Source organism: Candidatus Litorirhabdus singularis, from assembly GCF_026262625.1.
Lineage (GTDB): Bacteria > Pseudomonadota > Gammaproteobacteria > Pseudomonadales > Halieaceae > Litorirhabdus > Litorirhabdus singularis.
Genome location: NZ_SHNN01000005.1, coordinates 20,911 through 45,319 on the forward strand (window position 1 = coordinate 20,911; position 24,409 = coordinate 45,319).

At 55.8% G+C, this 24,409-nt stretch carries 23 protein-coding genes; 11 read left to right on the forward strand and 12 right to left on the reverse strand.

The window, feature by feature from the left end; all coding sequences use genetic code 11:
• Window positions 1–57: 57 nt before the first annotated feature.
• The gene (locus EYC98_RS19030; protein ID WP_279246986.1) at window positions 58–1,377 is read right to left on the reverse strand and encodes a carotenoid oxygenase family protein; all 1,320 of its coding nucleotides are present in this window, start codon (window positions 1,375–1,377) and stop codon (window positions 58–60) included.
• Between the two features lie 94 nt (window positions 1,378–1,471).
• The gene (locus tag EYC98_RS19035; protein ID WP_279246987.1) at window positions 1,472–3,031 is read right to left on the reverse strand and encodes an acetolactate synthase large subunit; all 1,560 of its coding nucleotides are present in this window, start codon (window positions 3,029–3,031) and stop codon (window positions 1,472–1,474) included.
• 233 nt (window positions 3,032–3,264) lie between these two features.
• Here EYC98_RS19035 and EYC98_RS19040 point away from each other — a divergent pair, with 233 nt between their 5' ends.
• Genes EYC98_RS19040 through EYC98_RS19050 form a run of 3 tightly spaced genes read left to right on the forward strand, consistent with a single transcriptional unit; the run spans window position 3,265 to window position 6,267 of the window.
• Window positions 3,265–4,221, forward strand: a complete 957-nt coding sequence (locus tag EYC98_RS19040) for an NAD(P)H-dependent flavin oxidoreductase (RefSeq protein WP_279246988.1) — start codon at window positions 3,265–3,267, stop codon at window positions 4,219–4,221.
• Window positions 4,222–4,236: 15 nt separating this feature from the next.
• Window positions 4,237–5,340 carry a glutathione S-transferase family protein gene (locus EYC98_RS19045; RefSeq protein WP_279246989.1) on the forward strand — a complete coding sequence of 368 codons (1,104 nt, stop codon included), beginning with the start codon at window positions 4,237–4,239 and terminating at the stop codon, window positions 5,338–5,340.
• Window positions 5,341–5,391: 51 nt separating this feature from the next.
• Window positions 5,392–6,267: a DMT family transporter gene (locus EYC98_RS19050; RefSeq protein ID WP_279246990.1), complete on the forward strand. Its 876-nt coding sequence runs from the start codon at window positions 5,392–5,394 to the stop codon at window positions 6,265–6,267.
• 10 nt (window positions 6,268–6,277) lie between these two features.
• Here the strand turns inward: EYC98_RS19050 and prlC are convergent, their stop codons facing one another.
• Window positions 6,278–8,326 carry an oligopeptidase A gene (gene prlC, locus EYC98_RS19055; RefSeq protein ID WP_279246991.1) on the reverse strand — a complete coding sequence of 683 codons (2,049 nt, stop codon included), beginning with the start codon at window positions 8,324–8,326 and terminating at the stop codon, window positions 6,278–6,280.
• A 492-nt stretch (window positions 8,327–8,818) separates the two neighbouring features.
• Here prlC and EYC98_RS19060 point away from each other — a divergent pair, with 492 nt between their 5' ends.
• The 4 genes from EYC98_RS19060 to EYC98_RS19075 are packed head-to-tail and all read left to right on the forward strand — an operon-like array spanning window position 8,819 to window position 11,407.
• Complete coding sequence (locus EYC98_RS19060; RefSeq protein ID WP_279246992.1) at window positions 8,819–9,694, forward strand: glycosyltransferase; 876 nt, start codon at window positions 8,819–8,821, stop codon at window positions 9,692–9,694.
• Between the two features lie 3 nt (window positions 9,695–9,697).
• Window positions 9,698–10,531, forward strand: a complete 834-nt coding sequence (locus EYC98_RS19065; protein WP_279246993.1) for a hypothetical protein — start codon at window positions 9,698–9,700, stop codon at window positions 10,529–10,531.
• A gap of 4 nt (window positions 10,532–10,535) precedes the next feature.
• Complete coding sequence (gene rimI / locus EYC98_RS19070) at window positions 10,536–10,991, forward strand: ribosomal protein S18-alanine N-acetyltransferase (protein ID WP_279246994.1); 456 nt, start codon at window positions 10,536–10,538, stop codon at window positions 10,989–10,991.
• On the forward strand, window positions 10,982–11,407 hold the full coding sequence (locus EYC98_RS19075; RefSeq protein ID WP_279246995.1) for a hypothetical protein: 426 nt from the start codon (window positions 10,982–10,984) through the stop codon (window positions 11,405–11,407). The genes rimI and EYC98_RS19075 overlap by 10 nt, the downstream gene beginning before the upstream one ends.
• On the opposite strand, the gene EYC98_RS19080 is transcribed toward EYC98_RS19075, so the two are convergent.
• The 7 genes from EYC98_RS19080 to metG form a co-directional block, all read right to left on the reverse strand.
• The gene (locus EYC98_RS19080; protein WP_279246996.1) at window positions 11,400–12,113 is read right to left on the reverse strand and encodes an electron transport complex subunit E; all 714 of its coding nucleotides are present in this window, start codon (window positions 12,111–12,113) and stop codon (window positions 11,400–11,402) included. The two genes, EYC98_RS19075 and EYC98_RS19080, sit on opposite strands and share 8 nt — an antisense overlap.
• Window positions 12,106–12,762, reverse strand: coding sequence for an electron transport complex subunit RsxG (gene rsxG, locus EYC98_RS19085; protein ID WP_279246997.1), 657 nt, complete (start codon window positions 12,760–12,762; stop codon window positions 12,106–12,108). The genes EYC98_RS19080 and rsxG overlap by 8 nt, the downstream gene beginning before the upstream one ends.
• Window positions 12,759–13,796 carry an electron transport complex subunit RsxD gene (rsxD, locus tag EYC98_RS19090; protein WP_279246998.1) on the reverse strand — a complete coding sequence of 346 codons (1,038 nt, stop codon included), beginning with the start codon at window positions 13,794–13,796 and terminating at the stop codon, window positions 12,759–12,761. The genes rsxG and rsxD overlap by 4 nt, the downstream gene beginning before the upstream one ends.
• A gap of 6 nt (window positions 13,797–13,802) precedes the next feature.
• A complete protein-coding gene (rsxC, locus tag EYC98_RS19095; RefSeq protein ID WP_279246999.1) occupies window positions 13,803–15,881 on the reverse strand; it encodes an electron transport complex subunit RsxC in 2,079 nt (692 codons plus the stop codon).
• Entirely contained in the window at window positions 15,878–16,501 is a 624-nt protein-coding gene (gene rsxB / locus EYC98_RS19100) for an electron transport complex subunit RsxB (RefSeq protein ID WP_279247000.1), read from the reverse strand. The genes rsxC and rsxB overlap by 4 nt, the downstream gene beginning before the upstream one ends.
• 5 nt (window positions 16,502–16,506) lie before the next feature.
• On the reverse strand, window positions 16,507–17,085 hold the full coding sequence (gene rsxA, locus EYC98_RS19105; protein ID WP_279247001.1) for an electron transport complex subunit RsxA: 579 nt from the start codon (window positions 17,083–17,085) through the stop codon (window positions 16,507–16,509).
• Window positions 17,086–17,170: 85 nt separating this feature from the next.
• Window positions 17,171–19,219 (reverse strand): methionine--tRNA ligase, encoded by a 2,049-nt coding sequence (gene metG / locus EYC98_RS19110; protein ID WP_279247002.1) that lies wholly within the window; start codon window positions 19,217–19,219, stop codon window positions 17,171–17,173.
• Window positions 19,220–19,386: 167 nt separating this feature from the next.
• Between metG and apbC the strand changes: the two genes are divergently transcribed.
• Together apbC and dcd are read left to right on the forward strand one after the other, a co-directional pair.
• A complete protein-coding gene (apbC, locus tag EYC98_RS19115) occupies window positions 19,387–20,196 on the forward strand; it encodes an iron-sulfur cluster carrier protein ApbC (protein ID WP_279247003.1) in 810 nt (269 codons plus the stop codon).
• A gap of 16 nt (window positions 20,197–20,212) precedes the next feature.
• Window positions 20,213–20,779, forward strand: a complete 567-nt coding sequence (dcd, locus tag EYC98_RS19120; RefSeq protein WP_279247004.1) for a dCTP deaminase — start codon at window positions 20,213–20,215, stop codon at window positions 20,777–20,779.
• 21 nt (window positions 20,780–20,800) lie between these two features.
• On the opposite strand, the gene purN is transcribed toward dcd, so the two are convergent.
• On the reverse strand, window positions 20,801–21,439 hold the full coding sequence (gene purN / locus EYC98_RS19125; protein WP_279247005.1) for a phosphoribosylglycinamide formyltransferase: 639 nt from the start codon (window positions 21,437–21,439) through the stop codon (window positions 20,801–20,803).
• An 11-nt stretch (window positions 21,440–21,450) separates the two neighbouring features.
• Window positions 21,451–22,500, reverse strand: coding sequence for a phosphoribosylformylglycinamidine cyclo-ligase (purM, locus tag EYC98_RS19130; protein ID WP_279247006.1), 1,050 nt, complete (start codon window positions 22,498–22,500; stop codon window positions 21,451–21,453).
• Window positions 22,501–22,653: 153 nt separating this feature from the next.
• On the opposite strand from purM, the gene EYC98_RS19135 reads away from it, so the two are divergent.
• Window positions 22,654–23,682 (forward strand): DUF2066 domain-containing protein, encoded by a 1,029-nt coding sequence (locus EYC98_RS19135; protein ID WP_279247007.1) that lies wholly within the window; start codon window positions 22,654–22,656, stop codon window positions 23,680–23,682.
• 28 nt (window positions 23,683–23,710) lie between these two features.
• The gene (gene hda, locus EYC98_RS19140; protein WP_279247008.1) at window positions 23,711–24,409 is read left to right on the forward strand and encodes a DnaA regulatory inactivator Hda; all 699 of its coding nucleotides are present in this window, start codon (window positions 23,711–23,713) and stop codon (window positions 24,407–24,409) included.

The following is a 24,409-nucleotide window of genomic DNA, read 5'->3' on the forward strand; positions in this document are numbered from 1 at the left end:
TGCGCAGTGTAAATCACTGCCGGTCAAGCCGGTATAGGCAAGTCCGGCGGAATGGAACTAGTAACCGTCGGGCACCCAGTTGCCGTGAAAGCCTGCAGGGACCCTGACTGGCAGATGAATCGTCGCAACGGGCTCCTGATCAAAATGGCGTGAATCAACGATGACCACGTCACTTTGGTTGGTTTCAGGCCTATATACATAGCTCAATACCCAACCGTCGTCCTCAGAGCTGCCCGCTGGATCTTTGACAAAGACCGCTTCGCTTCCTTGGCCACCCTTGAGGTCGTGGTAGCTCGAACTACTACTGTCCAGATCGTACTTTATGAGGCCGGCCGCCACGGGCAGATTAGGCGCAAAGGCTGCGGCATAGCCATAGCGATTCTTGAGGCCAACCACGGTGTCGCAGACCCGCGGGAAATCCACCACGCGGTCGTCCAGTTGGGTCTCAGAGACCGTCCCTTTATCCTGATCAATGACCCAGCGATAGAGCATGGGCGGTGCTTCGGAACCGGGCTTCATAGCGTCCTCCATGCGGCACACATCGAGGATGATCTTGTTGCCGTCCTCGTAGGCATTGAGGGGGTGAAAGACATAACAGGGGTTGATTTCGTACCAGGTCACATCCTTGTCAGAGCCATTGCGCGGCATCACGCCCAGACGCGCGCCGTAGCTCTCGTCCCAGACAATGGGCAGGCCGCTGTCGGCTATGCCTTCCAGGTTCCAGAGTGCTGGCAGATCCATGAAAACAACGTTGTTACGGGTAATGTTAAAGTCGTGAATCATGGTGCCAGCGCCCACGGTTATGGGCTCTACCTGCAGCAGTTCGCCGCTGGCTGAAATGCGGTAGTAGGTCAGATAAGGCTCCATCATGCTGTAGGCAAAGGCCAGCATTTCACCGGTAGCAGCGCAGGTTTTGGGGTGCGCCGTCATGGGTCCTGTCAGCTTGCCGGCATAGTTATTGGGGCCGACGGTCTCCAGTTGGTCGTCAACGACGAAGGGCCAATGGCCTTCCTCCAATGCCATGATTTTCCCGGCATGGTGAATCACATTGGTGTTGGCGGTCGACATATTCATATCGCCCAAAGATTCCATAACATCCGCATCAGGCTTGAGGAAAAACGGGGTTTTGACGTAGCGGTTGCGATACCAGTTGGCCTTGCCGTCTCGTATCTCAACACCGTGCAACATACCGTTGCCCAGAAACCAGTGGTCAGACCAGCCGGACTGCGGATTGGCGCCGTTACGCAGTAATCTGCCGCTCAGCGCCGAGGGTATAGTGCCGGTGACCTTTAGATCGGTAGCGGTTACTTCCTCGTGCACCGGGGCGAAATTCTCTGTCAGCCAGAAGGGGGTGGCTTCAGCGGTTTGTTCGGTCATGTTGCGTACTCCTGATATTATTGTTTATGTCAGTAATCACGCTCCAGATAATAGCTGAGTTTTCGAAAAGTATGTTTACAGCTGTCAGCGCTCGCTAAAATAATGACGGCACAATAGCGTCGATCAGCCGTGGGCCGCGCTCCGACATAGCCTGCTCCAGCAGCGCGCAAAATGCCTCCGCGCTATCAGCGCGTTCTGCCGATACGCCCATGCCTGTTGCTAGCGCTACGAAATCCATGTCGGGTGAGCCGATACCTAATGTACTGGCAGCTTTTACACCGGGGCTACCACCGCGGGCGCCAGTTCGCGCGAACTCCATTTCCAGCACGCTGTATTTGCGATTGTTGAAAATAATCACCAATACATCCAAATCCTCCCGGGCCATAGTCCACAAGGCTTGAATGGTATACATGGCGCTGCCGTCACCCTCCAGGCAAATAACTTTACGCCGCGGGCAGGCTATTGCCGCGCCAACTGATGCGGGTAGGCCCCAGCCGATGCTGCCACCACTCAGATGCAGCCAATCATGCGCACGTGCCTTCATTGTTTGCGGGAATATGGCCATACCAGCGGTGATTGATTCATCGACCACTACCGCCTCTTCAGGTAAATAGTACGCTAGTGCTTGAGCAGCGCTGTTGACATCAAGAGCGCCCACCGGGGCCGGGGGTAATTGCAGTGGATACACCTCCGGTTCGATATCTATAGCGCCGACTCTGCGAGCTATTTCCGCCAGTAGTCTGTCAATATCGTTATCCGGCGTGGCTAACTGCAGTTGCTCACAGGCGTCCGGTGCAATAGCGCTGGGCACGCCTGGATAGGCAAAGAAGGACACTGGCGCCGCAGCGCCAATCAGAATCAGTTGCTGTATGTCCTTAAGGTGATCAATGGCGAGTTCGGCAAGATAGGGAAGCCGTTCGATGACTGCGGTACCAGCGCCGCGTGCCACCCTGGTTGGAAACACGTCACTGCAAACGCGGGCGCCGGTCGCTTTGGCAATCTGGTTGATCAGCAAACCGCGCGATTTGTCGATTTCGCGGCCACCTATCATCAACATGCAATTGGCGCCGCTTTGCAACCTGCTGACAGCGTCTTCGATCAGAGCCTCGGCAACCGCCGTAGGAGGTTCAATCGCGACCTTTGCTACCGCGCCATTGGGATTATCACCCCAGGAAACATCGGCCGGCAGGATCAGCGTGGCGACACTGCCGAAGCCGGCCTGGCGCACGGCCTCAGCGGCGTCACTGGCAATCTCTGCCGAACTGTTGGCAGTATGCGTCCAGTCAGATACGGCGCCGGCAATGGCGGTGATATCTGAGGTTAACGGGGCGTTATATTGCAAGTGATAGCTGGCATGATCGCCAACAATATTAACGACGGGCACGTGGCCTTTGCCGGCATTGTGCAGGTTGGCTAACGCGTTGCCCAAACCCGGGCCCAGGTGGAGCAGGGTAGAGGCCGGTTTGCGTGCCATACGGGCGTAGCCGTCGGCGGCGCCGCTGAGCACACCCTCGAACAGGCAGAGTACGCAGCGCATGCCATCTACCTCGTCTAAAGCCGCGACAAAATGCATCTCCGAGGTGCCGGGGTTGGTAAAACAAACTTCAATCTCGTTGTTGACCAATGTGCTGAGTAAGCTTTCGGCGCCGTTCATGGACTGTTACTCCTTTAGAAGGTGGACTGATTCTTTGATTCGCGAGTGTAACCGATTGCGCGAGCATTTTGCCCATCAGCCAACTCAGTGCACTATGCATTGCGGGCTATGCATTGCGGGCTATGCATGGCAGGCTATCCTTGGTTGGCAACATTTGCATATAATGGCAGTCTTTATGCTAATTCATGGGTGTCTTCGTCCACTCGCTGATTCATTTCTAACAGGAAAAAAACATGACTTCATCTGCGTTGCCTCCGCCTATTTCAAACCGCGTTACCGCTATGACCGGAACCGACTATCCTATTATCCAGGCGCCAATGGGCTGGATCGCTCGCGCGCAGTTAGCTTCCGCCGTGAGTAATGCCGGTGGCCTGGGTATTATTGAAACCTCCTCCGGAGAGTTTGAGAACATAAAACGTGAGGTCGCTTTAATGCGTGAGCTCACCGATAAACCGTTTGGTATGAACGTGGCCCTGTCCTATGTCAAAGGCACCAATGTGATCGATTTTGTGATCGAACAGGGCATTCGTTTTGTGACAACGTCCTCGGGCAGTCCCGCGGTGTGTACCCGGGATTTTCAAGAGGCGGGAATCAAAGTCTTTCACGTGGTGCCCACATTAGACATGGCGCTTAAGGCCATCGATGCGGGCGTGGATGGTCTGGTAGTAGAGGGCGGTGAAGGGGGTGGCTTCAAGAACCCCAGTCCAGTGTCGACTATGGTGCTGCTGCCGCTGATTCGATCGCGGGTTGAGGTGCCTATTATAGCCGCCGGGGGTATCTCTGACGGAGTGTCTATGGCCGGCGCATTTGCGATGGGCGCAGAAGGTGTGCAAATGGGTACGCGCATGCTGTCATGCGCAGAGTCACCCGTGCACGATAACTGGAAGCAGGCAGTAGTCGCTTCGCGCGAGACCGATACGGTGTTTCTCAATCAGGAGTCGCGACCTGCGCTCAGGGCCCTGCGCACCGAGCGCACGGCGAGTCTGGCGCCGTTGGGTAAGTTCAATATCGGCGAGCATATGGCCGATCTGCAGGAGCTGTATTTTGGCGGTAATATGGAAGCCGCGATTCCGCTGTCAGGTCAGGTGTGCGGTCGTATTGACGAGATCAAGAGTGCGAGTGAAGTAGTGCAAGGTACCATGCAGGAGTTCAATATTGTCATGGGAGATTTGTCAGAACGTTACGCATAGCTTTAGGAGTGCATTATGAGCGATACCGGAATACAGCCGCTGACGGTTTACGGATCCAATATTTCCTACTTTACCGGTAAGATGGAGAACTATCTGCGGGTGAAGGGCATCGCTTATACACTTGAGCCGATGACAATGCCTGAGGGTTTCAAGCAGATGCAGGAGAAGGTAGGCGTAAGCCAAATGCCTGGGGTACTGCTGGGTGATGGTCGCTGGATGACTGATACAACCGCCATGATTGAGTGGTTAGAGCCACATTATCCTGATAATCCGATATTGCCGTCAAACCCTGTGCAGGCACTCGTATGTCAGTTGCTGGAAGACTATGCCGATGAATGGTTGTGGCGGCCTGCCATGCACTATCGTTGGTTTTATCCGGAAGGCGCGCATTTGCAGAGTCGCCACCTGACGGATGAGTTAATGGCAGCTGTGCCTAGTCCCGGCTTTTTTAAACGCTGGTTAGTGCGCCGCCGGCAGCGCAGTGGCTATACCATGGGCGACGGTGTAACCCCGCAGAATGTAGCCGGAGTTGAGCAAATTTACCTTGATACACTGCAGCGTCTGCAGGCGATCTTTGAACAGCGCCCGTTCTTGCTGGGCTCGCGACCTAGTCTCGCTGATATTGGTTTTTCCGGCCCCTTCTTTCGCCATTTTGGGCTGGATCCAATTCCTCTGGAAATTATGCGTCAACGGGCACCGGCTGTGCTGGAATGGATGGCGCGGCTTTGGAATACACGTTTGAGCAGCAGCGGAGAATGGCTGGATGGCGTGCCTGGGGACCTGGAACCATTGTTGCAGGATATCGGCCGCAGCTATTTGCCGTACTTGTGTGCCAATGCTGAGGCCGTAGCGGCCGACCAGCGGCGCTTTGATGTAGAGGTAGCTGGCGTTTCCTATCGCCAGGCGCGCTATTCCCGCTACCGGGTATGGTGTTTGCAGGAATTGCGCAATCGTTTTGAAAAGCTGTCCGGCACGGATCAGGAGCAAGCGCGCGCCTTATTGGAGCGCACTGGCTGCTGGGAACCTCTGTGGCGCATCAAGGATTTACCACTGTTGCCTGGTCAAGAACAGGAATTGCCATTTCGTGGCAGCAGCAAGATGGTCGCTGCCAATGATTGATGGCTCTGGCTCGCCAACATTGTTCCGTTGTTTGTATCAGTGAAGCCGGGCTTGACGCCAGACACTAACCCGATCCGCACCGCAATATACCTGTCACTGCTGATGGTGTTGATTAGCAGTGTCTCGGTAGCGACGACCCGTTACGCCTCGGATTACACCAGTACTGCGGCCATCGTAACACTGCAATACCTGGTGTGTTGCGTGCTATGTATTCCGCGTACCGTGCGTCATGGCCTGGCTCCGCTGGCCACACAACGGCTGCCGCTACATCTGTTTCGGGGTGTGGTCGGCGTGCTGGGGTTTTATCTCTTTTATGCATCTGTTCAACACATCGCGTTGGTTGATGCCATGTTGTTGCGGCAAAGTGCGCCGCTGACGCTGCCATTGGTGATGTGGGCGTGGAATCGTGAGCGGGTTCCTTGGCGTAGCTTGATCCCGCTGGTGATTGGCTTTATGGGTATTGCGGTCATTCTCAGGCCCAGCCCCGAGGGTCTCAGTTGGTGGCATGCGGCTGGAGTGGCTTCTGCATTTACGCTGTCTATATCGATGGTCGCTACCGGTGAGCTGGCACGCACCGAGCCGGCTTCGCGCATTCTGTTTTACTATTTTTTCCTGTCACTGGTCTGTGTAGCGCCGTTCAGTCTGGGAGATTTTTCTGGACTACCCTGGCAGGTTTGGCTGGCGATGTTGTTCATCGGCGTCAGTATGTACTTTGCTTTGGGACTCTACACACGTGCTTACGCTCTAGCACCAGCCTGGGCGATAGCGCCGGTTAATTACCTGGCGGTAGTGCTAACCGGGGTCTGGGGCTGGCTGATATGGGGGCAGGTCCCTGATACCTGGACATTGTTGGGCAGCGCACTCGTCATCGGCGGCGGGCTATTCACTATAGCGCTAGGCCGGCGTATCGATCGGTCAAGTGGCTGAGGCCACGTTTTCAGGCATTGGAGTTCGATGCGCTAATGCCAGCATGGCGCAGCAGTGCTTCCGCACTCGGCTCGCGGCCGCGAAAACGCTTAAAGGCATCCAGCGGTTCGCGGGCTCCGCCCTGTTGCAATATTTCTTCCAGAAATCGCTGTCCGGTAGCGGGATTAAAAATGCCCTCTTCCTCGAAGCTGGAAAAAGCGTCGGCGGATAGCACCTCGGCCCACTTGTAGCTGTAGTATCCGGCGGCGTAGCCACCGGCAAAAATATGGCTGAATCCATGCTGAAAACGATTCCATGCCGGTACTGGACTGACCGCTACCCCGGCGCGTACCTCATCCAGAATCGACTGCACCGCGCTGGGCTGATCCGGTTGGTACTCGCTATGAATACGCAGATCAAAAAGTGCGAATTCCAACTGCCTTACAATTTGCATGCCAGATTGAAAATTGCGCGCCGCCAGCATTTTGTCGAGCAATGCTGTTGGCAAGGGTTCTCCGGTCTCATAGTGGGCGGAAATCAGCGGGATAACCTGCTTCTCCCAACACCAATTTTCCAGAAATTGGCTGGGTAGTTCGACAGCATCCCAGGGTACGCCGTTAATACCAGAAACAGCGGCGCAATCTATCTGCGTCAGCATATGGTGTAAGCCGTGACCAAATTCGTGAAATAGCGTGGTCACCTCATTGTGATTCAGCAGCGATGGCGTCGTCGCGGTGGGCGGTGTGAAATTGCAGACCAAAAAGGCTACCGGGAGCTGCAGGCTGCCGTCATCGCGGTTGCGGCGGACATGGCAATCTGCCATCCAGGCGCCGCCTCGTTTGTTCGCGCGCGCGAACAGGTCCAGATAAAAGCGCGCAATAACCTTGCCGTCACGGCTTATCTCATAGAAGCGCACATCTTCATGCCATACCTCGGCGCTGGAGGCGCTGACGTTGATACCGAACAGGCGCCCGGCCACTTCAAATAGACCTTTTATAACGGTTTCAATAGGGAAGTACGGCCGCAGCTGTTCCTGTGAAAGGTCAAACTGGGCCAGCCGCAGCTTCTCACTGTAGTAGGGTACATCCCAGGCCGACAGGGTCTCGCAGCCCTGTTCTGCAGCGAACTCCGCCAGTTGGCGAAAATCGTTCTGAGCTACGGCGCGACTGCGTGTCGCCATATCCATTAAGAAGTCGACAACGCTGGCAGGAGCCTCCGCCATTTTGGTTTCCAGACTGTACTGTGCGTAGTCTGCAAAGCCCAGTAGCTGTGCCAACTCGTGGCGCAAATCCAGGATTTCGTCAATCAGCTTCGAGTTATCCCACTTGCCAGCGTCGGGGCCTTGGTCCGACGCTCGGGTTGAATAGGCCTGGTACATCTCCTGGCGCAATTGAGCATCATCGCAGTATTGCATCAGTGGAAGATAAGCAGGTATATCCAGAGTGATAACGTAGCCCTCTAGCCCTTTTTCCTGTGCGGCTTCGCGATAGGAGTCCAATGTGTTGGCAGGCAACCCCGGCAGTTGCTCAGCGGTGGTTAAGTGCTTGTGCCAGCCCTGGGTGGCATCGAGTACGTGGTTGGAAAAGTTGGTAGTGACCTCTGCTAGCCTGGCTTTGATGGTGGCATAGCGCTGTTGCGCAGCAGTTTCCAGTGCGATGCCCGACAGCCGGAAATCGCGCAGCTGGTGCTCTATGGCCTTGCGCTGGGATGCTTTGAGCTCCGCAAACTCTGCGGAATCGGCGATCTCGCTGTAGCGCTGGTAGAGTCCGGCGTGTTGTCCCAGTTCGGTATAGTAAGCCGTTAACTTGGGAAGGCAGCTACTATAAGTCTCACGCATGGACTCTGAGTTCATAACGCCATGCAGATGGCTGGCCTGACTCCAAAGCCGGTTCAAATCGTCGTCCAGAGATTCCAGCTGTTGCAGAAAACTTGAGGCCGCAACGGGAGGTTGTTCCAGCAGCGCACTGATTTTATGGCGGTTCATGGCCAGTATTTCATCGAGAGCGGGTTCTACGTGTTCTGGCTTGATAGAGCAAAAACGCGGCAGTGAGGCGTCGCTGAGCAAAGGGTTAAGTGACACAATCGGTAACCTGAAAGTTGTGGGTGCCAGCGGGCTGGGTACCGTCTTGGCTGGAGCGCAGATTCTAGACTGAATTGTGTTGAATCCAAAGCCGCTTTTTGCCAACTGCAGCCACCAAAGTGCGGAAGAGGTGCGGATACCGGCAAGTTTGTTCGGCTAAGTCCAGCCAAGTCCAGCTAAAGGCTAAATGTTTCAGTGCCACTGAGCATTCGTTGGTGGAAACCTAGTTACCTGAAAGCACAGGCCGCTTAGCGGCTTTCATTGAGGCAGTTGCGGCCTAGCCGGAGACTGTTGCGGATGGTGAACTCTGCCAAGGAATGTGTGACACTACCCGCCGCGAATTAACCTGCTGCGGAGGTCATGGATTGTCCAGTACTGCCAACACCAGAAACTTGGTAGTTCTGGGTATGCGCCGTTCCGAAACCTCTATGGTGGCGGGCGCATTGGTACTGGTGCGAGCGTGTCGGCTTTGCAATTATTTGGCTGGACCGGATGACTAATTCGCTGAGGCAATCGGCTGATTCGGAGTCCGGTAACAACGGTCTGCAGCGACTGTCGGTCGCTATAGTCTGCTTTCACTCTGATCTGGTTATGCTTGCCAATACCATCGATAGTCTGGAACGCAGCCTGGCTGAGTTAGTTGCTAGTGCGGACATAGATGCCACGTTAACGGTGGTCGATAACTCCTGCAATAAGGACTACGGGCAAAGCCTTCAAGGCCTGTTGGAGTCGCGCAGCGGCCCAGAATTGTCCAGCTGCAGCTATATTGGAGCAACCGTAAACAGCGGTTTTGGGGTAGCTCACAATCAGGCGCTGGAACAGGTGGGCAGTGACTACCATTTGATCTTGAACCCGGACGTAGAGTTGGCAGCAGATGCTATAGGTGCCGCTGTCGCGCACTTGCGTGAGCATCCTGAAGTGGTGCTGGCGAGTCCCAGTGGTACCAATGATCAGGGCGATAATCAATATTTGTGCAAGCGCTATCCCAGTGTGCTGGTGTTGGCATTGCGAGCCTTTGCGCCGCAGTTTTTGCGGAAGTGGTTTGCGGGACGGATGTACGAATATGAGATGCGAGACATGGTGGCGGCCGACGTCGTCGCCCAAGTGCCGTTGGTCAGTGGCTGCTGCATGTTTGTCAAAACAGATGCTATGCGGCGTGCAGGAGGTTTCTGTGCAGACTATTTCATGTATTTTGAAGACTATGATCTGTCTTTGCGGCTGGCGACTCAGGGCCCGGTTCACTTTCTGCCGCAAGTCCATATTATTCATCACGGTGGCTACAGTGCCCGCAAGGGCTGGAAACATATCGTTATGTTTGCGCGCTCTGGCAGGCGTTTTTTCCAGACTCATGGCTGGCGTTGGATTTAACACTTGGCAGCCGTGCCGGTGCACCGTAACATTCGCAGCGTGAAAGAAAATTCCAGACTGACTTATCTCGACGCCATGGGCATCGACAACTGGGTGTCACGGGCAGCGTTGCCCGGGGCCGCTGCCAGTCGCCGCCGCCGTATGGTGCGTCGGGTTGTGCCGAAAACCGCTGCCGATCCAGTTATGATCAAGCAGACAGAGGCTCAGGCGCCTTTGGCGCAGCAGGTCAAGCAATCACCTGAGGGCCCGGAACTGTTGCGTTCTGCGATGGCACCGGCGTCTGCAGGTGCTTCGCGAAGTACTCCCGAGCCTGCCAGTGTGCATGGGATAGCGGAGATAACCCCCGCAACAAGTCCCGCAATGACCCCCGAAAAAATACCGTCGGCTGACAATGCAGCCAGCAGTGCCCCGGCGGTTATGTTTTCCGCAGCGGTGGTTTTTCTGGGTGGTTGGTATTGGATCGATGCAGTGCCCCGCGGCCGGGAAACCGGAGCTGACTACAGTCAACTGCTACAGGCCATAGGCACTGCACTTAATTTGCCGCTGGCGACGCCGACGGTGGAGCGCTTTGACTGGCCCTTGCCTGGTACCAATCGACTGGATCCAGGCCTCGAAACAGCACGCCACAGCTTTGAAGGTTTTATGCGCGGACGGCTGGAACGGCAACCGGTAGAGGGTGTTATTCTCCTGGGTAGCGCAGCCTGTGATTGGTTGAATCTGGATATGTTTGCCGGTCTGCGTCAGTTACAGACAGTGAGTGCCTGGTCCATGCTGCGGCAGCAGGCAAGTAAGGCGCAGGCCTGGCAGGACTTACGCGTGCTGCGGAGCAGTGCCTGAGTTCATGTCAATCAGAACGGCGCTGCCTACCGACGCGATGCACATGGTGGAGATAGAACGGGCTGTTGCGACCAGTCCGTGGAGCCTGGCGCAGTTTTTGTCCAGCTGCCATAGTGCCAGCGAAGACTGTTGGGTCAGTTACGAAGAGCACACAGGAGTGGTGGGGTTTGCTATTAGCCAACGCATTGTTGATGAAACTACCTTGCTGAATGTGGGCGTGGCACCGGATCAGCAGGGTCTTGGACGCGGGGGGCTATTGCTGGCAGCGGTGTTAGACAAAGCGCGTGCTGACGGTTCGCAGCGCTGTTTGTTAGAGGTGCGTGCCAGCAATAGTGCCGCCCGTCACTTATATGAGCGTGCCGGCTTTGTCCAAGATGGCGTGCGTAAAGCCTATTATCCTGCCGTTGCTGGCAGGGAAGATGCGATTCTGATGTCGCTGGATATGAAATTATGGAACTGAATGTACTGCAAACCGAATTCTGGTCAATTTTTGTGCCCCCTGAGTGGTGGGCTGAACGCGAAGAAGACAGCATTGTTATCGGCGATCGCGATGAAGTCGGTACCATCGAAATTAGTACGCTGGTGCGCGATGCCGGGGTATTTGAAGAGGCAGAAGTCGCTGGTATTGCAGCGGAGAACGCCGAGCAGGACTATCAGTTCAAGCCCGCAGCGGCCGGTCAGTTTAAGGGTGTTACTGCGCAGTGGCGAGATAGCGAGAGTGCGGTTCGCGAGTGGTATCTCGCCAGCGGCGGACTGCTGTTATTCGTTACTTACTGCTGCGATCTGGACAATGCTGGAATGGATGATGCCGCAGTGGATGAAATTCTCGACACGCTGGAACTTGAGCAGGCGCCGGTCGCGGAAGGCGCTAGCTAATATTGCCAGTGACCCGCACCCGTTTGGCACCTTTGACGGGCTTTTCCTTGAGTGCATCAGCACGCGCTTTTAAACCGCTGTCGATGCGGTTTTTCAGCGCGATAATGAGGCCGGTGAAGATAAAAGCCCCGGGCGGCAGGATAGCCAGCAAGAAGTTTTTGTAGTCATCCACGAGCACCAGCTCCCAGCTGGCTGCGCCAGGGCCGAACAGCAAATCCATGTTGGCAAACAGTGCACCAGTGCCGACGAGCTCGCGCAAGCCACCCAGTAGCACCAGAATGACCATAAAACCCAGGCCCATAATGAAGCCGTCGTAGAAAGACGGGAGTAGGGCATTTTTACTGGCAAAGGCATCGGCTCGGCCGAGTATCACGCAGTTGGTTGTGATCAGTGGCAGGAAAATACCCAATATCTGATATAACTCGTAGGTGTAGGCCTGCATCAGCAGTTCAATGCAGGTGACAGAGGCCGCGATGATCATAACAAAGGCGGGCAGGCGCACAGCGTCGGTAACCACATTGCGAATCAGGGATACCGCGGTATTGGAGCATATCAGTACCATGGTGGTGGCAAGACCGAGGCCAATGGCGTTAACGACAGATCCGGTGACCGCGAGTAATGGACACAGGCCCAGCAATTGGACAATAGCCGGGTTATTCTTCCACAGCCCGTTGATCGACAATTCTTTGTAGCTGGTTTCAGCCATCGCTGTTTTCCTCACCAATCGGTGTTGTCTGTAACGGCGCCAGCAGGCTTTGCTGGTTGGCCTGGAAGTACTCCAGGCTGCGTTTGATGGCAGCAGTCACCGCCCGTGGCGTGATCGTGGCACCCGTAAACTGGTCGAAGTAGCCTTTGTCTTTCTTGACCTTCCATTGCGCCGGCATTGGATTGCGCAGTGACGTGCCATTGAAGGAGAGGATCCAGTCTGACTTATTCAGGTCCACTTTGTCACCCAGTCCCGGCGTTTCTTTGTGCGTGAGTACGCGCACTCCGGCAATACTGCCATCACTGTTAATGCCGACGATCAGGTCTATCGCGCCGCTGTAACCATCAGGCGCGGTGACCGGCAGGATGACCGCCACGGCCTTTTCCTGCTGCCTGGCGATAAAGATCTGCTGTGATGATGACAGCCTGAGCCCATCAGCTTCCGGTCCGATGATCAGAGTGTCATCCAACATGGAGTTGTCGTGGCGCTCGCCAGGAATAATTTCCAGTAGCGCTTTTTCCTGCGCTTTGCGCTGGGCTTCCACAATCATGTCGCGTGTGCCCAAATAAGTACCTGCAATGAGCGCGGTGGTCATGATAGCGAACAGGCCCAGCATAATACTGTTGCGACTAATGGAACTTCCCATCATGAGCTGCGTCCTCCACCTTTACTGTGGCCGTAGGTTCGAGGCTGGGTGTAGTGATCGATGAATGGCGCAACAAAATTCATCAGCAGAACTGCAAAGGCCACGGCATCTGGATAATTACCCCAGACGCGAATGATATAAATCAGAGCGCCTATAGCGGCGCCGTAGATCAGTTTGCCGCGGTTGGAGACTGCAGAACTGACCGGGTCGGTGATAATAAAAAACGCCGCAAACATAGTGCCGCCGCTGAGCAGATGGAACGCCGGTGAGCCACCGCTGGCAGAGCTGCCGCTGTCATAGAATATGGCCGCTAGCAGCGTCAGGCTGGCCAGCATGGTGACAGGTGCGTGCCAGGTAAAAATGCGCTTGTAGAGCAGCCAGGCGCCACCCGCAAGAAAGCCGATATTGACCCATTCCCAGCCCAGCCCGGCCCAGCGTCCGAATACCGGTTGCTGAGTCCACAAGTTGGCGATCAGCAGACTATCGTTTTGCTTCAAAAGGTCCAGTGGTGTTGCCATTGTCGCGATATCGACGCTAGCGGGCATAAAGCACGCCTGCAAGGCGGTCAGTAACCCCGGCGCCCCGACTTGATTGATACCCAAGGGCGCGCCCCAAGTGGTCATCTCCAGAGGAAACGAGATCAGCAGTACGACATAGCCCAGCATCGCTGGATTAAAAGGGTTATAGCCCATGCCACCATAGAGGTGTTTGCCAATGATTATCGCAAAAGATACGCCCACGGCAATCAGCCACCAGGGTGCATAAGGGGGTAGTGCGATGCCGAGTAAAGTGGCGGTGACCAGAGCACTGGCGTCATTCAGGTAGAAACCCAGTGGTCGTTTGCGCAGTTTAAGCACCAATGCCTCGCAGCCAACCGCGACCAGGCAGGCCCAGAGGATATTGACCACTACACCAAAACCAAAGAAGTGCACCAGAGCAACGATGCCGGGCAAGGTCGCCAGCAATACGGTGCGCATAACCATGGCGGTACTTAGCGGGCCATGAGCGTGGGGTGAGGTGATGCGCATTAGTGCCATATCAGGTCAGTCTTCCAGTGCCGTCAGTTCAGCTTGAACCTGACTTTGCTTGGTGGTCAGTTTTTGCACGGATTGTTGTAACACTTCAACCTTGTCAGAGTTCTCCTGCTCGGCTTCGGCCAGCTTGGCAGTAGCTTTTTGCAGACTCTTTTCCACGGACTGCAGATTTTTCTGCAACTGTTCGCGAGGGCTGAGCGCTGGCGCTGCTGCCTGTGCTGCCCGTTTGGCAAGCGCACGCTCGATAGCGGCCTGAGCGGGGTCTGCCGGTGCCTGCTGTGGGTTTTCGCTCCAGCCCTGGTCTGCCATAGCAGCGACTGCCGTGGCGATTTTTTCATCGAGCTTTAATACCGATGCATCAAGCGCTTCAATCACTTTGTCCTGGGCCCCTGCCTCCCGACTCTCTGTGAGTCTGGCGCGTGATTTTTCGGCCCGCTCGCGCAGTTTCTGCAGGTCTTGCCGCGCCTTGTCCTCGGGAGCCAGATCCGCGCTCGCAGCACGGGTAGCCTTGGCTTTCTCAATCGCCGCCTGTGCAGGATCGGCGCTAGCTGCCGGCTCCGCCTGACCCGCTTTCTTGGCCTTGGCGCGAGCTATAGCTGCCTGGACTGGATCTTCCACGCCGTCACCGGCGGCCGCGTCACGAGCACGCTGTTCGGCCGCGGCTTTGCGGGTCGCGCGCTGCGCTTCCTTTTCGGCGGCCTCTCTGTCCAGTCGTTCCTGACGAGCCTCAAAGCGGGTGCGCGAATGCTCGGACTTGGCGTGGTCGTTGCGCATTTGCACAATCTCTGCCTTGGCCGCCCGATAGTATTGCACCAGCGGTATGTTGCTGGGGCAGACATAGGAGCAGGCGCCGCATTCGATACAGTCGAATAGATTGTGCGCCTCCAGTTTCTCGAACTCTTTACCCTGGGCGAACCAGTACATCTGTTGCGGTAGCAGCGAAGCCGGACAGGCTTCAGCGCACATGCCACAGCGGATGCAGGCCTGTGCCGGGTCCGGCGCGGGTAATTCTTCTACCGTGGGGGCCAGTAGGCAGTTGGTGGTTTTCACCACCGGCACGCTGGGGTCGGTGATAGTGAAGCCCATCATGGGACCACCCATCATCAGGCGTTGATTGCGCTTGGCATCGTAGCCAGCCAGGTCTAGTAGCCAGCTCATTGGTGTGCCCAGCAATACTTCGTAATTACGCGGATGCGCTGCTGCATTACCGGTAACGGTGGTCATGCGCGAAATCAGCGGTTCGCCATAAGTCACGGCGCGGTAGATCGCATAAATGGTACCCACGTTCTGGCAGACAATACCGATATCAGCCGGTAAGCCGCCGCTGGGGACTTGCTTGCCGGTCACAATCTCGATCAGCTGCTTCTCTCCGCCGGAGGGGTACTTGGTAGGAAATACCACTATATCAATAGCGGTGCCGGCTGCCGCCGCGCGCAAAGCCGCGATAGCTTCCGGCTTATTGTCTTCAATACCCAGCAGTATCTCAGTCGGTTCAACCAGGTGTGTGAGGATGTGAATGCCGGCAATGATCGCCTCGGCCTGCTCGCGCATCAATATGTCGTCGGCAGTGATATAGGGTTCGCACTCGGTGCCGTTGATTAGCAAGGTATTAATGCGGCCACGTTCGGGGTTTACGCCCAGCTTGACCGCGGCAGGAAAGCCAGCGCCGCCCATACCAGCAATACCCGAGTCACGGATCAATTGCAGCAGAGCGGAGCGTTCCAACTGCGTATAGTCCTCAACGCCAGAATGTTCAATCCAGGTATCCAGGCCATCGCTATCGAGCACAATGCAGGGCGCTGGCATAGCACTGGGGTGCGGCACGGGGCGTGGTTCAATGGCGGTAATGACGCCGCTGGTGGAGGCGTGTATTGGGACGCTGATGAAGCCGTCGGCGGCCGCGAGTAGCTCACCTTTGAGTACCTTCTGGCCAACGCTGACTACCGCTTTGGCGGGGGCGCCAATGTGTTGAGATAGCGGGTAAAACAGCTGTGGTGGTATGCCCGCGGGCGTGCTGGATACTTGCAGTGACTGATGTTTGTTTTCCAGCGGGTGGATGCCGCCGTGAATATCATAGATCTTTCTCACGCCGCTCGTTCCTTGTCACTGCTCATGTCATCGCGATCGCTGGCTATGATCAGCGGGTCGGTGGGCGAGGGCAGCTCCCAATGCCAGGTCTGTAGTGTGACTTCTTCGCTAATCATATCGATGCAATCAACCGGACAGGGTTCCACGCACAGGTCACAACCGGTGCACTCGCTGGCAATCACTGTATGCATCTGTTTGGCGGCCCCGAGTATGGCGTCTACCGGGCAGGCCTGAATGCATTTGGTGCAGCCGATGCACTCGTCTTCTCGAATGAAGGCGACGCTGGCTGCGGCCTTTTCTTCGCCATGCTCCGCATCCAGCGGTATCGCTTCGACATCTAACAGGTCAGCCAATTGCGCGATAGTGCCCTCACCACCCGGTGGGCAGCGGTTGATGGCTTCGCCGTCGGCAATAGCCTCGGCATAGGGTCTACAGCCCGGATATCCGCACTGCCCGCATTGGGTCTGCGGTAAAATAGCGTTGATCTGCTCGGAGATTGGGTTGCCTTCGGTGCGAAACTTGACGGCGGCATAGCCCAGCAGTGCTCCAAACACCAGGCCCAGGCCGACCAGTGCCAGCAGCGCTGCGATAAACGGGTTTTGAGCTACGAGTTCTAACATCGCTGTCATACCAGGCCGGCAAAGCCCATGAAGGCGAGAGACATTAGGCCAGCTGTAATCATGCCGATGGCCGGGCCCTGGAAGGGTTCCGGTACGTCTGCTACGGCCAGTCGTTCGCGCATTGCAGCAAACAGCACTAGCACCATGGAAAAGCCCACGGCGGCACCAAAACCGTAGAACAGGGACTGCAGAAAGTCATGTTCGCGGTTGATGTTGAGCAGTGCCACACCCAGCACCGCGCAGTTGGTGGTAATCAAAGGCAGGTAGACTCCCAGTACCCGGTGCAGCAGGGGGCTGGACTTGCGTACTACCATTTCAGTGAACTGCACCACGACCGCAATCACCAGAATAAAGGAGATCGTCTTCAGGTAATCCAGGCCCAGTGGTTGCAGCAGGTAAGTGTGCGTCAAATAGCTGCAAGCGGACGCCAGAGTCAAAACGAAGGTGGTGGCCATGGACATGCCCATGGCGGTCTCCAGTTTATTAGAGACACCCATGAAGGGACACAGGCCCAGAAACTGCACCAGCACGAAATTATTGACCAGGATCGCGCCGATCAGCAGGATCGAGTAGTCGGCTAACATATGAGCGTTCCTTGTCCCATAAAACTAATAGCTATTAGTCTACCGTTGTCGCCGACGACTCTCAATGTGGGAGCTTGCCTCAACATCACTTGACGAGCATTCCCGGGGTGGCGCCGGCATGGGGTTCCAGCAAGTAAATGTTCTCACCGCCGGGCCCGGCTGCCAGCACCATGCCCTCCGATACGCCAAAGCGCATCTTGCGCGCCGCGAGATTAGCAACGCAAACGGTCATTTTACCGACCAGAGTTTGTGGCTGCGGATAAGCCTGTCGAATACCGGCAAAGACCTGCCGCTGGCTGTCGCCCAGATTGAGCGTCAGGCACAGCAATTTGTCAGCCCCTTCGACAGTCTCAGCGGCCACTATTTCGGCGATCCGTAGTTCAACTTTGGCGAAATCGTCGTATGTAATGGTGTTGTCGGCGGCCTCTGTCTCAGTGGCGGTTTCTGTTGCTACTGGCACTGCTGCAGCCTGGCTGGCGGCGTTTTGCTGCTCCGCACTGGCAGCAACGACGGCTTCAACCTGTGCCGCTTCGATGCGGGTCATCAGCGGGATGAAATCATTGATCTGGTGGCCCACCAGTGGCTGCGGGTTGGTGTTCCAGTCCAATGAAACCTGCAGAAATGTTTCGCTGCGCTCGGCCATAGCGGGTAATACGGGTTTCAGATAAACCAACAACATTCTGAACAGATTAATGCCGACAGAACAAACTTCGTGAACTTCTGCCTCTTTGCCTTCTTCGCGCGCCAGCACCCAGGGTTTTTTCTCATCGATATATTGGTTGGCACGATCAGCCAGCGCGATAATCTCGCGGATAGCTTTATTGAACTCGCGCGCTTCGTAAAGCTGAGCAATATCATCTCCGGCGGCTATGAAGGATTGGACCATATCCGGTTCGGCGCAGTGTTCTGATAACTGGTTGTCAAATCGCTTGCGCAGAAAGCCGGCGCAGCGACTGGCGATATTGACTACTTTGCCGACCACATCCGAGTTAACCCGTTGCACGAAGTCTTCCAGATTCAGGTCTATGTCATCGACGGCACCGCTGAGCTTGGCAGCAAAGTAATAGCGCAGGTATTCGGGGTCAAGATGATCCAGGTAGGTACGTGCTTTGATGAAAGTGCCCCGCGATTTGGACATCTTGGTACCGTTCACGGTTAAAAAGCCGTGTACGAAAATGGCCGATGGTGTGCGGTAATCGGCGGACGTCAGCATCGCTGGCCAGAACAATCCATGAAAGTTGATGATGTCCTTACCAATGAAGTGGTACAGCTCAGCGCTGGAGTCTTTATTCCAGTAACTGTCAAAGTCATCCCCCGTGCGGTTGCACAAGTTCTGATGACTGGCCATGTAGCCAATAGGGGCATCAAGCCAGACATAAAAGTATTTCCCCGGAGCGTCGGGTATTTCAAAGCCGAAATAGGGGGCATCGCGACTGATATCCCATTCCTGTAGCCCGGCTTCTAGCCACTCTCCCAGTTTATTGGCAATCTGCGGCTGCAGCGTGCCACTCGCGGTCCATTCTTTCAGCATGTCGGCGAAGGCTGGCAAGGTGAAAAAATAGTGTTCGCTGTCTTTGTCAATCGGCGTTGCTCCGGACAGGGCTGAAACAGCATCAATAAGCTCTGCTGGACTGTAGGTGGCACCGCAGGATTCACAGTTGTCACCGTACTGATCGGCGGTTTTACAGCGCGGACAGGTACCCTTGATGTAGCGGTCGCTGAGGAACAGCTGTCGCTCGGGGTCGAAGGCCTGGGTGATTTCACGCACGGCGATGTGCCCGTTGTCACGTAATCGGGTATAGATTTGATTGCTGAACGCCCGATTTTCGTCGGAATGAGTGGTATAAAAGTTGTCAAAACCAATCAAAAAATCGGCGCTGTCGCGGGAGTGCTCGGCGTGCATGTTGTCGATCTGCTGTTGGGCGGTAATGCCCTGTTGCTCAGCCGTCAGCATAATGGCGGTACCATGCGCGTCATCGGCGCAGACATAGGTACACTGATGACCGCGTGACTTCTGGAAACGCACCCAGATATCGGTTTGCACTTGCTCCAGCAGGTGGCCCAAATGCAGCGATCCGTTGGCATAGGGCAGGGCGCTGGTAACCAGAATTTTGCGAGCCGAGGCTGCGGGCATTTGCCGGATACTCCAGTGAGTAAAAAAGGGGCGCTACTATAGCGGTTTTAGCTGTTGATTTCATCCCACCAGGATGTGGCCGCCGTCCGCGTCACGGCGCATAGTATTTGTGGCATTCGGGCGCAGTCCCTATACTAGCGCCCCCTGTCCCGCACTGAGATTTATCGATGGATAAGATCAAACATATTATTGCTGTCGCTTCCGGAAAAGGTGGAGTCGGCAAGTCGACAACAGCCGTCAACCTGGCACTGGCACTGCAGGCCAACGGCGCCAGCGTAGGACTGCTGGATGCCGATATCTATGGCCCTAGCCAGCAGATAATGCTGGGCGTGGCGGACGGCGTGCGTCCAGACCAAAAAGATGGCAAATGGTTGGTGCCCGTGGAGGCCCATGGTCTCAAAACGATGTCGATGGGCTATCTTGTGACCGACAAGACGCCGATGGTATGGCGCGGTCCCATGGCAGGTGGAGCGTTGCAGCAGATGCTGGAACAGACACTCTGGGAAGCATTGGACTACTTGATTATTGATATGCCACCTGGCACTGGTGATATCCAGTTAACCTTGTCGCAGAAAGCGGCGGTGGCCGGTGCGGTGATTGTCACCACGCCTCAGGACATCGCGTTGCTGGATGCACGCAAGGGCATAGAAATGTTTTCCAAAGTGGATATTCCGGTACTCGGCGTGGTGGAGAATATGGCGGTGCATGTGTGCAGTGAATGCGGGCATGCGGAGCATATTTTTGGTGCAGAGGGCGGCGAGCGACTGGCGGCGGAGTACGGGGTCGAGGTACTGGGATCGCTGCCGTTGGCACTGTCTATTCGTGAGCAGACCGATGCTGGCACCCCGGCCGTGGTGGCGGAGCCCGGTTCTGATGTTACTGCGGTTTATCTGCAGATAGCAGAGCGCGTAGCAGCGGCGCTGACGGGTACCGGTGAGCAGCGCAGTGGGCCAGAAATTGTAATCAGTAATGACTAGCTAGCGAGATAGCACTATGAGTATTAAATCCGACAAATGGATACGCCGCATGGCAGCGGATCACGGCATGATTGAACCATTCCAGCCAGACCAGGTGCGCTACTCCGGGGAGGAGCGGCTGATCTCTTATGGCACTTCAAGCTATGGCTACGATGTGCGCTGCTCTGACCAATTCAAAGTGTTTACCAATATTCATTCAGCGACGGTCGACCCCAAAAATTTCGATGAAAAGAGTTTCGTCGATATAACCGGCGACTACTGCATCATCCCGCCTAATTCCTTTGCGCTGGCATCAACGGTGGAGTACTTCCGAATTCCGCGCAGCGTGCTGACGATTTGTCTGGGTAAATCGACCTATGCCCGCTGTGGCATTATCGTTAACGTGACGCCGTTGGAACCAGAATGGGAGGGGCACGTGACGCTGGAATTTTCCAACACAACGACCTTGCCGGCCAAAATATACGCCAACGAGGGCGTAGCTCAGATGCTATTTTTTGAATCGGACGAAGTCTGCGAAACCAGCTACGCGGATCGCGGTGGCAAATATCAGGGCCAGACCGGAGTGACGCTGCCCAAAGCCTGATTTAGGGCTTGATGGGTGTGATTAGCCGCTGAAATCAATGCCACTGGCAGGCACTACCTGCTCATCCAATAGCGCTTGGTTGCCTACCAGGCGCAGCCTTCCCTGGACAAACCAACTAACCGCCAAAGGATAAATACTGTGTTCGCAGGCCAGTACTCTGGCCGCGAGGCTGGTTTCGTCATCTTCAGGCATTACCGGCACGCGTGCCTGTAATACTGGTGGCCCGCCATCCAGCTCCGGAGTGACAAAATGTACTGTAGAGCCGGCTTCCGCATCACCAGCGTCCAGGGCACGGGCATGGGTGTGCAGACCCGGATACAGCGGCAACAGCGACGGATGAATGTTGAGCAGTCGGCCGCGATAGCGATCCAGAAACACGGGGGTCAGGATGCGCATAAAGCCCGCCAGTACCACCAGTTCGACCGCTGCGGGTTGCAGTGCGGCGACCAGAGCAGCGTCAAAATCTTCACGCGATGCAAAGTCCTGGTGTTTGAGCGTTGCAGTAGCAATGCCGGCCTGCGCTGCTCGCTCCAGGCCATAGGCATCGTCGCGATTACTAATCACCATAACAATATTAGCCGCAAGTTGGCCGCTATTGCAGGCATCCATGAGCCCCTGCAGATTGGAGCCATTGCCTGAAATCAGTACCGCGATGTTCATGGGCGCGCGAGTCAGTCCTGCAATATGACGAGGGGTTCTGCCTGAGTGCCGGCACGCACGGTTCCTATGCGCCAGGCGGTTTCTCCGGTAGCACCGAGTTGCGCCAGGGCTGCTTCCGCATGCTCTTCAGCCACGCATATGACCATACCAACGCCGCAATTGAAGGTGCGATGCATCTCGTCACGTTCGACATTGCCCTGTTGCTGAAGCCAGTCGAAAACAGGGGGTCGCTGCCAGCTAGCCAGATCGATAACTGCCTCTGTATGCTCTGGCAGTACTCGCGGCAGATTTTCCAGCAATCCACCACCGGTGATGTGGCTGAGGGCTTTTACCGGCACCTGCTTAAACAGTTCCAGGAGTGATTTGACGTAGATTCTCGTGGGTGTGAGTAGTGCCTCACCCAAGCTGCAATCACCCATGCTTTGTGCCAGATCGGCTTGTGAGACTTCGAGAATCTTGCGGATCAGGGAGTAACCGTTGGAGTGTGGACCGCTGGAGGCCAGCCCAATCAGGCAGTCTCCTGTGGCGACCTGACTGCCATCGATAATCTCTGATTTCTCGACCACGCCGACGCAAAATCCGGCCAGATCGTAATCTTCCCCTTCATACATACCAGGCATTTCTGCGGTTTCGCCGCCTACCAGCGCGCAGCCGGCCAGCTCGCAGCCGGCGCCGATGCCTTCTACTACTTGCACGGCGGTATCAATCGACAGTGAGCCGGTGGCGTAATAATCGAGGAAAAACAAGGGTTCCGCGCCTGCAACTATCAGGTCGTTGACGCACATGGCAACCAGGTCGATGCCGATAGTGTCATGCTTGCCCATGGTCATAGCGAGGCTGAGTTTAGTGCCGACGCCGTCGGTACCCGATACCAGCACCGGCTGACGATAACCAGAGGGCAGCTCGCAGAGCGCGCCAAAACCGCCCAGTCCACCCAGAATCTCGGGACGTCGGGTGCGCTTGGCAACACCTTTGATGCGTTCCACCAGTTGATTACCGGCATCAATGTTGACCCCGGCATCCCGGTAGCTGAGCGACGGTTGATCAGGAGAAGTGGGCATGGTGGAATCCGCAGTCTGGAAAAGCGGCTATTCTATATGGTCCGTCGGCTAATTTCAGCAGTGTTCATTGGTGTTGAGGGTGGGTGCTGTTAAAATGTTGTTTGTTTCCGCTTTCTGGTTCCTTATTCAATGCGTTGTTTCTTGTTATCGCTAATGATTTATTTGTTCAGCTTGCCTGCACTGGCGGCTGAGGTTGTCAGCAATCTATATCAGGCAGAGGTTGTCGTCGAGAACCACGGCCGGCCGGCGCTGCAGTCTGGTATGCAAGAAGCTTTAGCGCTGGTATTGGTAAAAGTCTCAGGGCGGCGAGAAGTCCTCGAGGAAGAAGCCTTAGCGTCTATGTTGGCAGCGGCCCAAGACTACGTTCAACAATACCAATATGTGCGTGGGGACAATGACCAGCTGCGGCTGCAGGTGGAGTTTTCTGCCGCTCTGGTGAACGACAATTTGACTACCGCTCGACTGCCGTTGTGGAGCGCGACCAGGCCCGCAGTGCTGGTCTGGGTTGTGGTTAACGATAACGGTGGCCGTCGATTTGCCAGCGCCGAGACTGATTCAGAGCTGCTGGCACAGATTGATAAGGCCTTTGACCAGCGCGGTGTGCCGCTGGTTTTGCCGTTGCTGGATATTGAAGATGCGTTGGCGATAGCGGTAGATGACGTGTGGGAGTTTGACTCTGCGAAGATCAGCACAGCATCCGAGCGTTACTCCGTCAATAATATTCTGGTGGGGCAGCTGCACCAAATTCCTGGCGATCGCTGGATGGGGGAGTGGCAGTATCTGTGGCAAGAAAATAGTTATTCCAGTAGTGATTACGGGGTTTCGTTGACTACTATAGCCGGGGCCGGTGCGGCGCTCAGCGCAGAAAAAATGGCCCAGCGCTACGCGGTTGAGGCAACCAGCGAAAGCGCCGCTCAGGTTCGGGTGCAGGTGCAGGGGCTGGCAAATTATGCGGACTACCGTGGCGCCCTTAGTTATCTGGCGGCCATTGATCTAGTAGACGCGGCGCTGGTGGAGTTTGTGACTGAGGATGTGGTTGTTTTCAGCGTGCAGGCCCCTCTTCAATTGACGCAACTGAGTCGCCTTATCGAGCTGGGCGGTCGCATGCAGCCGCTGCTGATGGCGCAGTCACTGCCAGAAGACATAGCGCCCGCGACCCTGGTTTATCAATGGCAACCCTAACCTCTTGTGTCGCTCACAGTTGTCTGCTGTGACGATTCCTGCGCAGCTGACGTTGGGAGTGGGGTTGCGCGATGACGCGACCCTGAATAATTTTCTATTTCGCGAAGAATTATCCCCCCTAAGCGGTGTGTTGCGGGCGCTGAGTACTGCTGTTGGTGAGCCGCTGGTATACCTGCATGGTATGCCCGGAAGTGGCCGTAGTCATTTATTGCAAGCGGTATGCCGTGAATTCGCCGCTGGACAAGCGCTGTATCTCCCCCTCAATCAATTTGTGGAGGCTGATGCTGAGTCGATTCTTCAGGATGTAGAGCAGATGGCGCTATTGTGTCTTGACGACTTTGAGGCGATTGGTGGCGACAGCCAATGGGAGGAAGCGCTATTCCACGCGTTTAATCGAATGCGTGAGCAAAACTGCAGCCTGCTGATCAGTGCGCAGTGCCCGCCGCGAGGTTTGCCGCTGGTGTTGGAAGATTTGCGTTCACGACTGGGGTGGGGCGTCACCCTGCACCTGCCCCAGCCCGATGACGCCGAAAAACTGGCGATACTCCAATTTCGAGCCCAGCGCCGCGGGCTGCAACTGAGCGCTGACGTGGCCCAATATGTGATGGCTCGGGCGCCACGCTCATTGGATTCGTTGATTCAGGTGCTGGATCAGCTGGATCACGCTTCGCTGGCCCAACAGCGGGCGCTCTCGATTCCTTTCGTTAAGCAGACTTTGGGTTGGTAA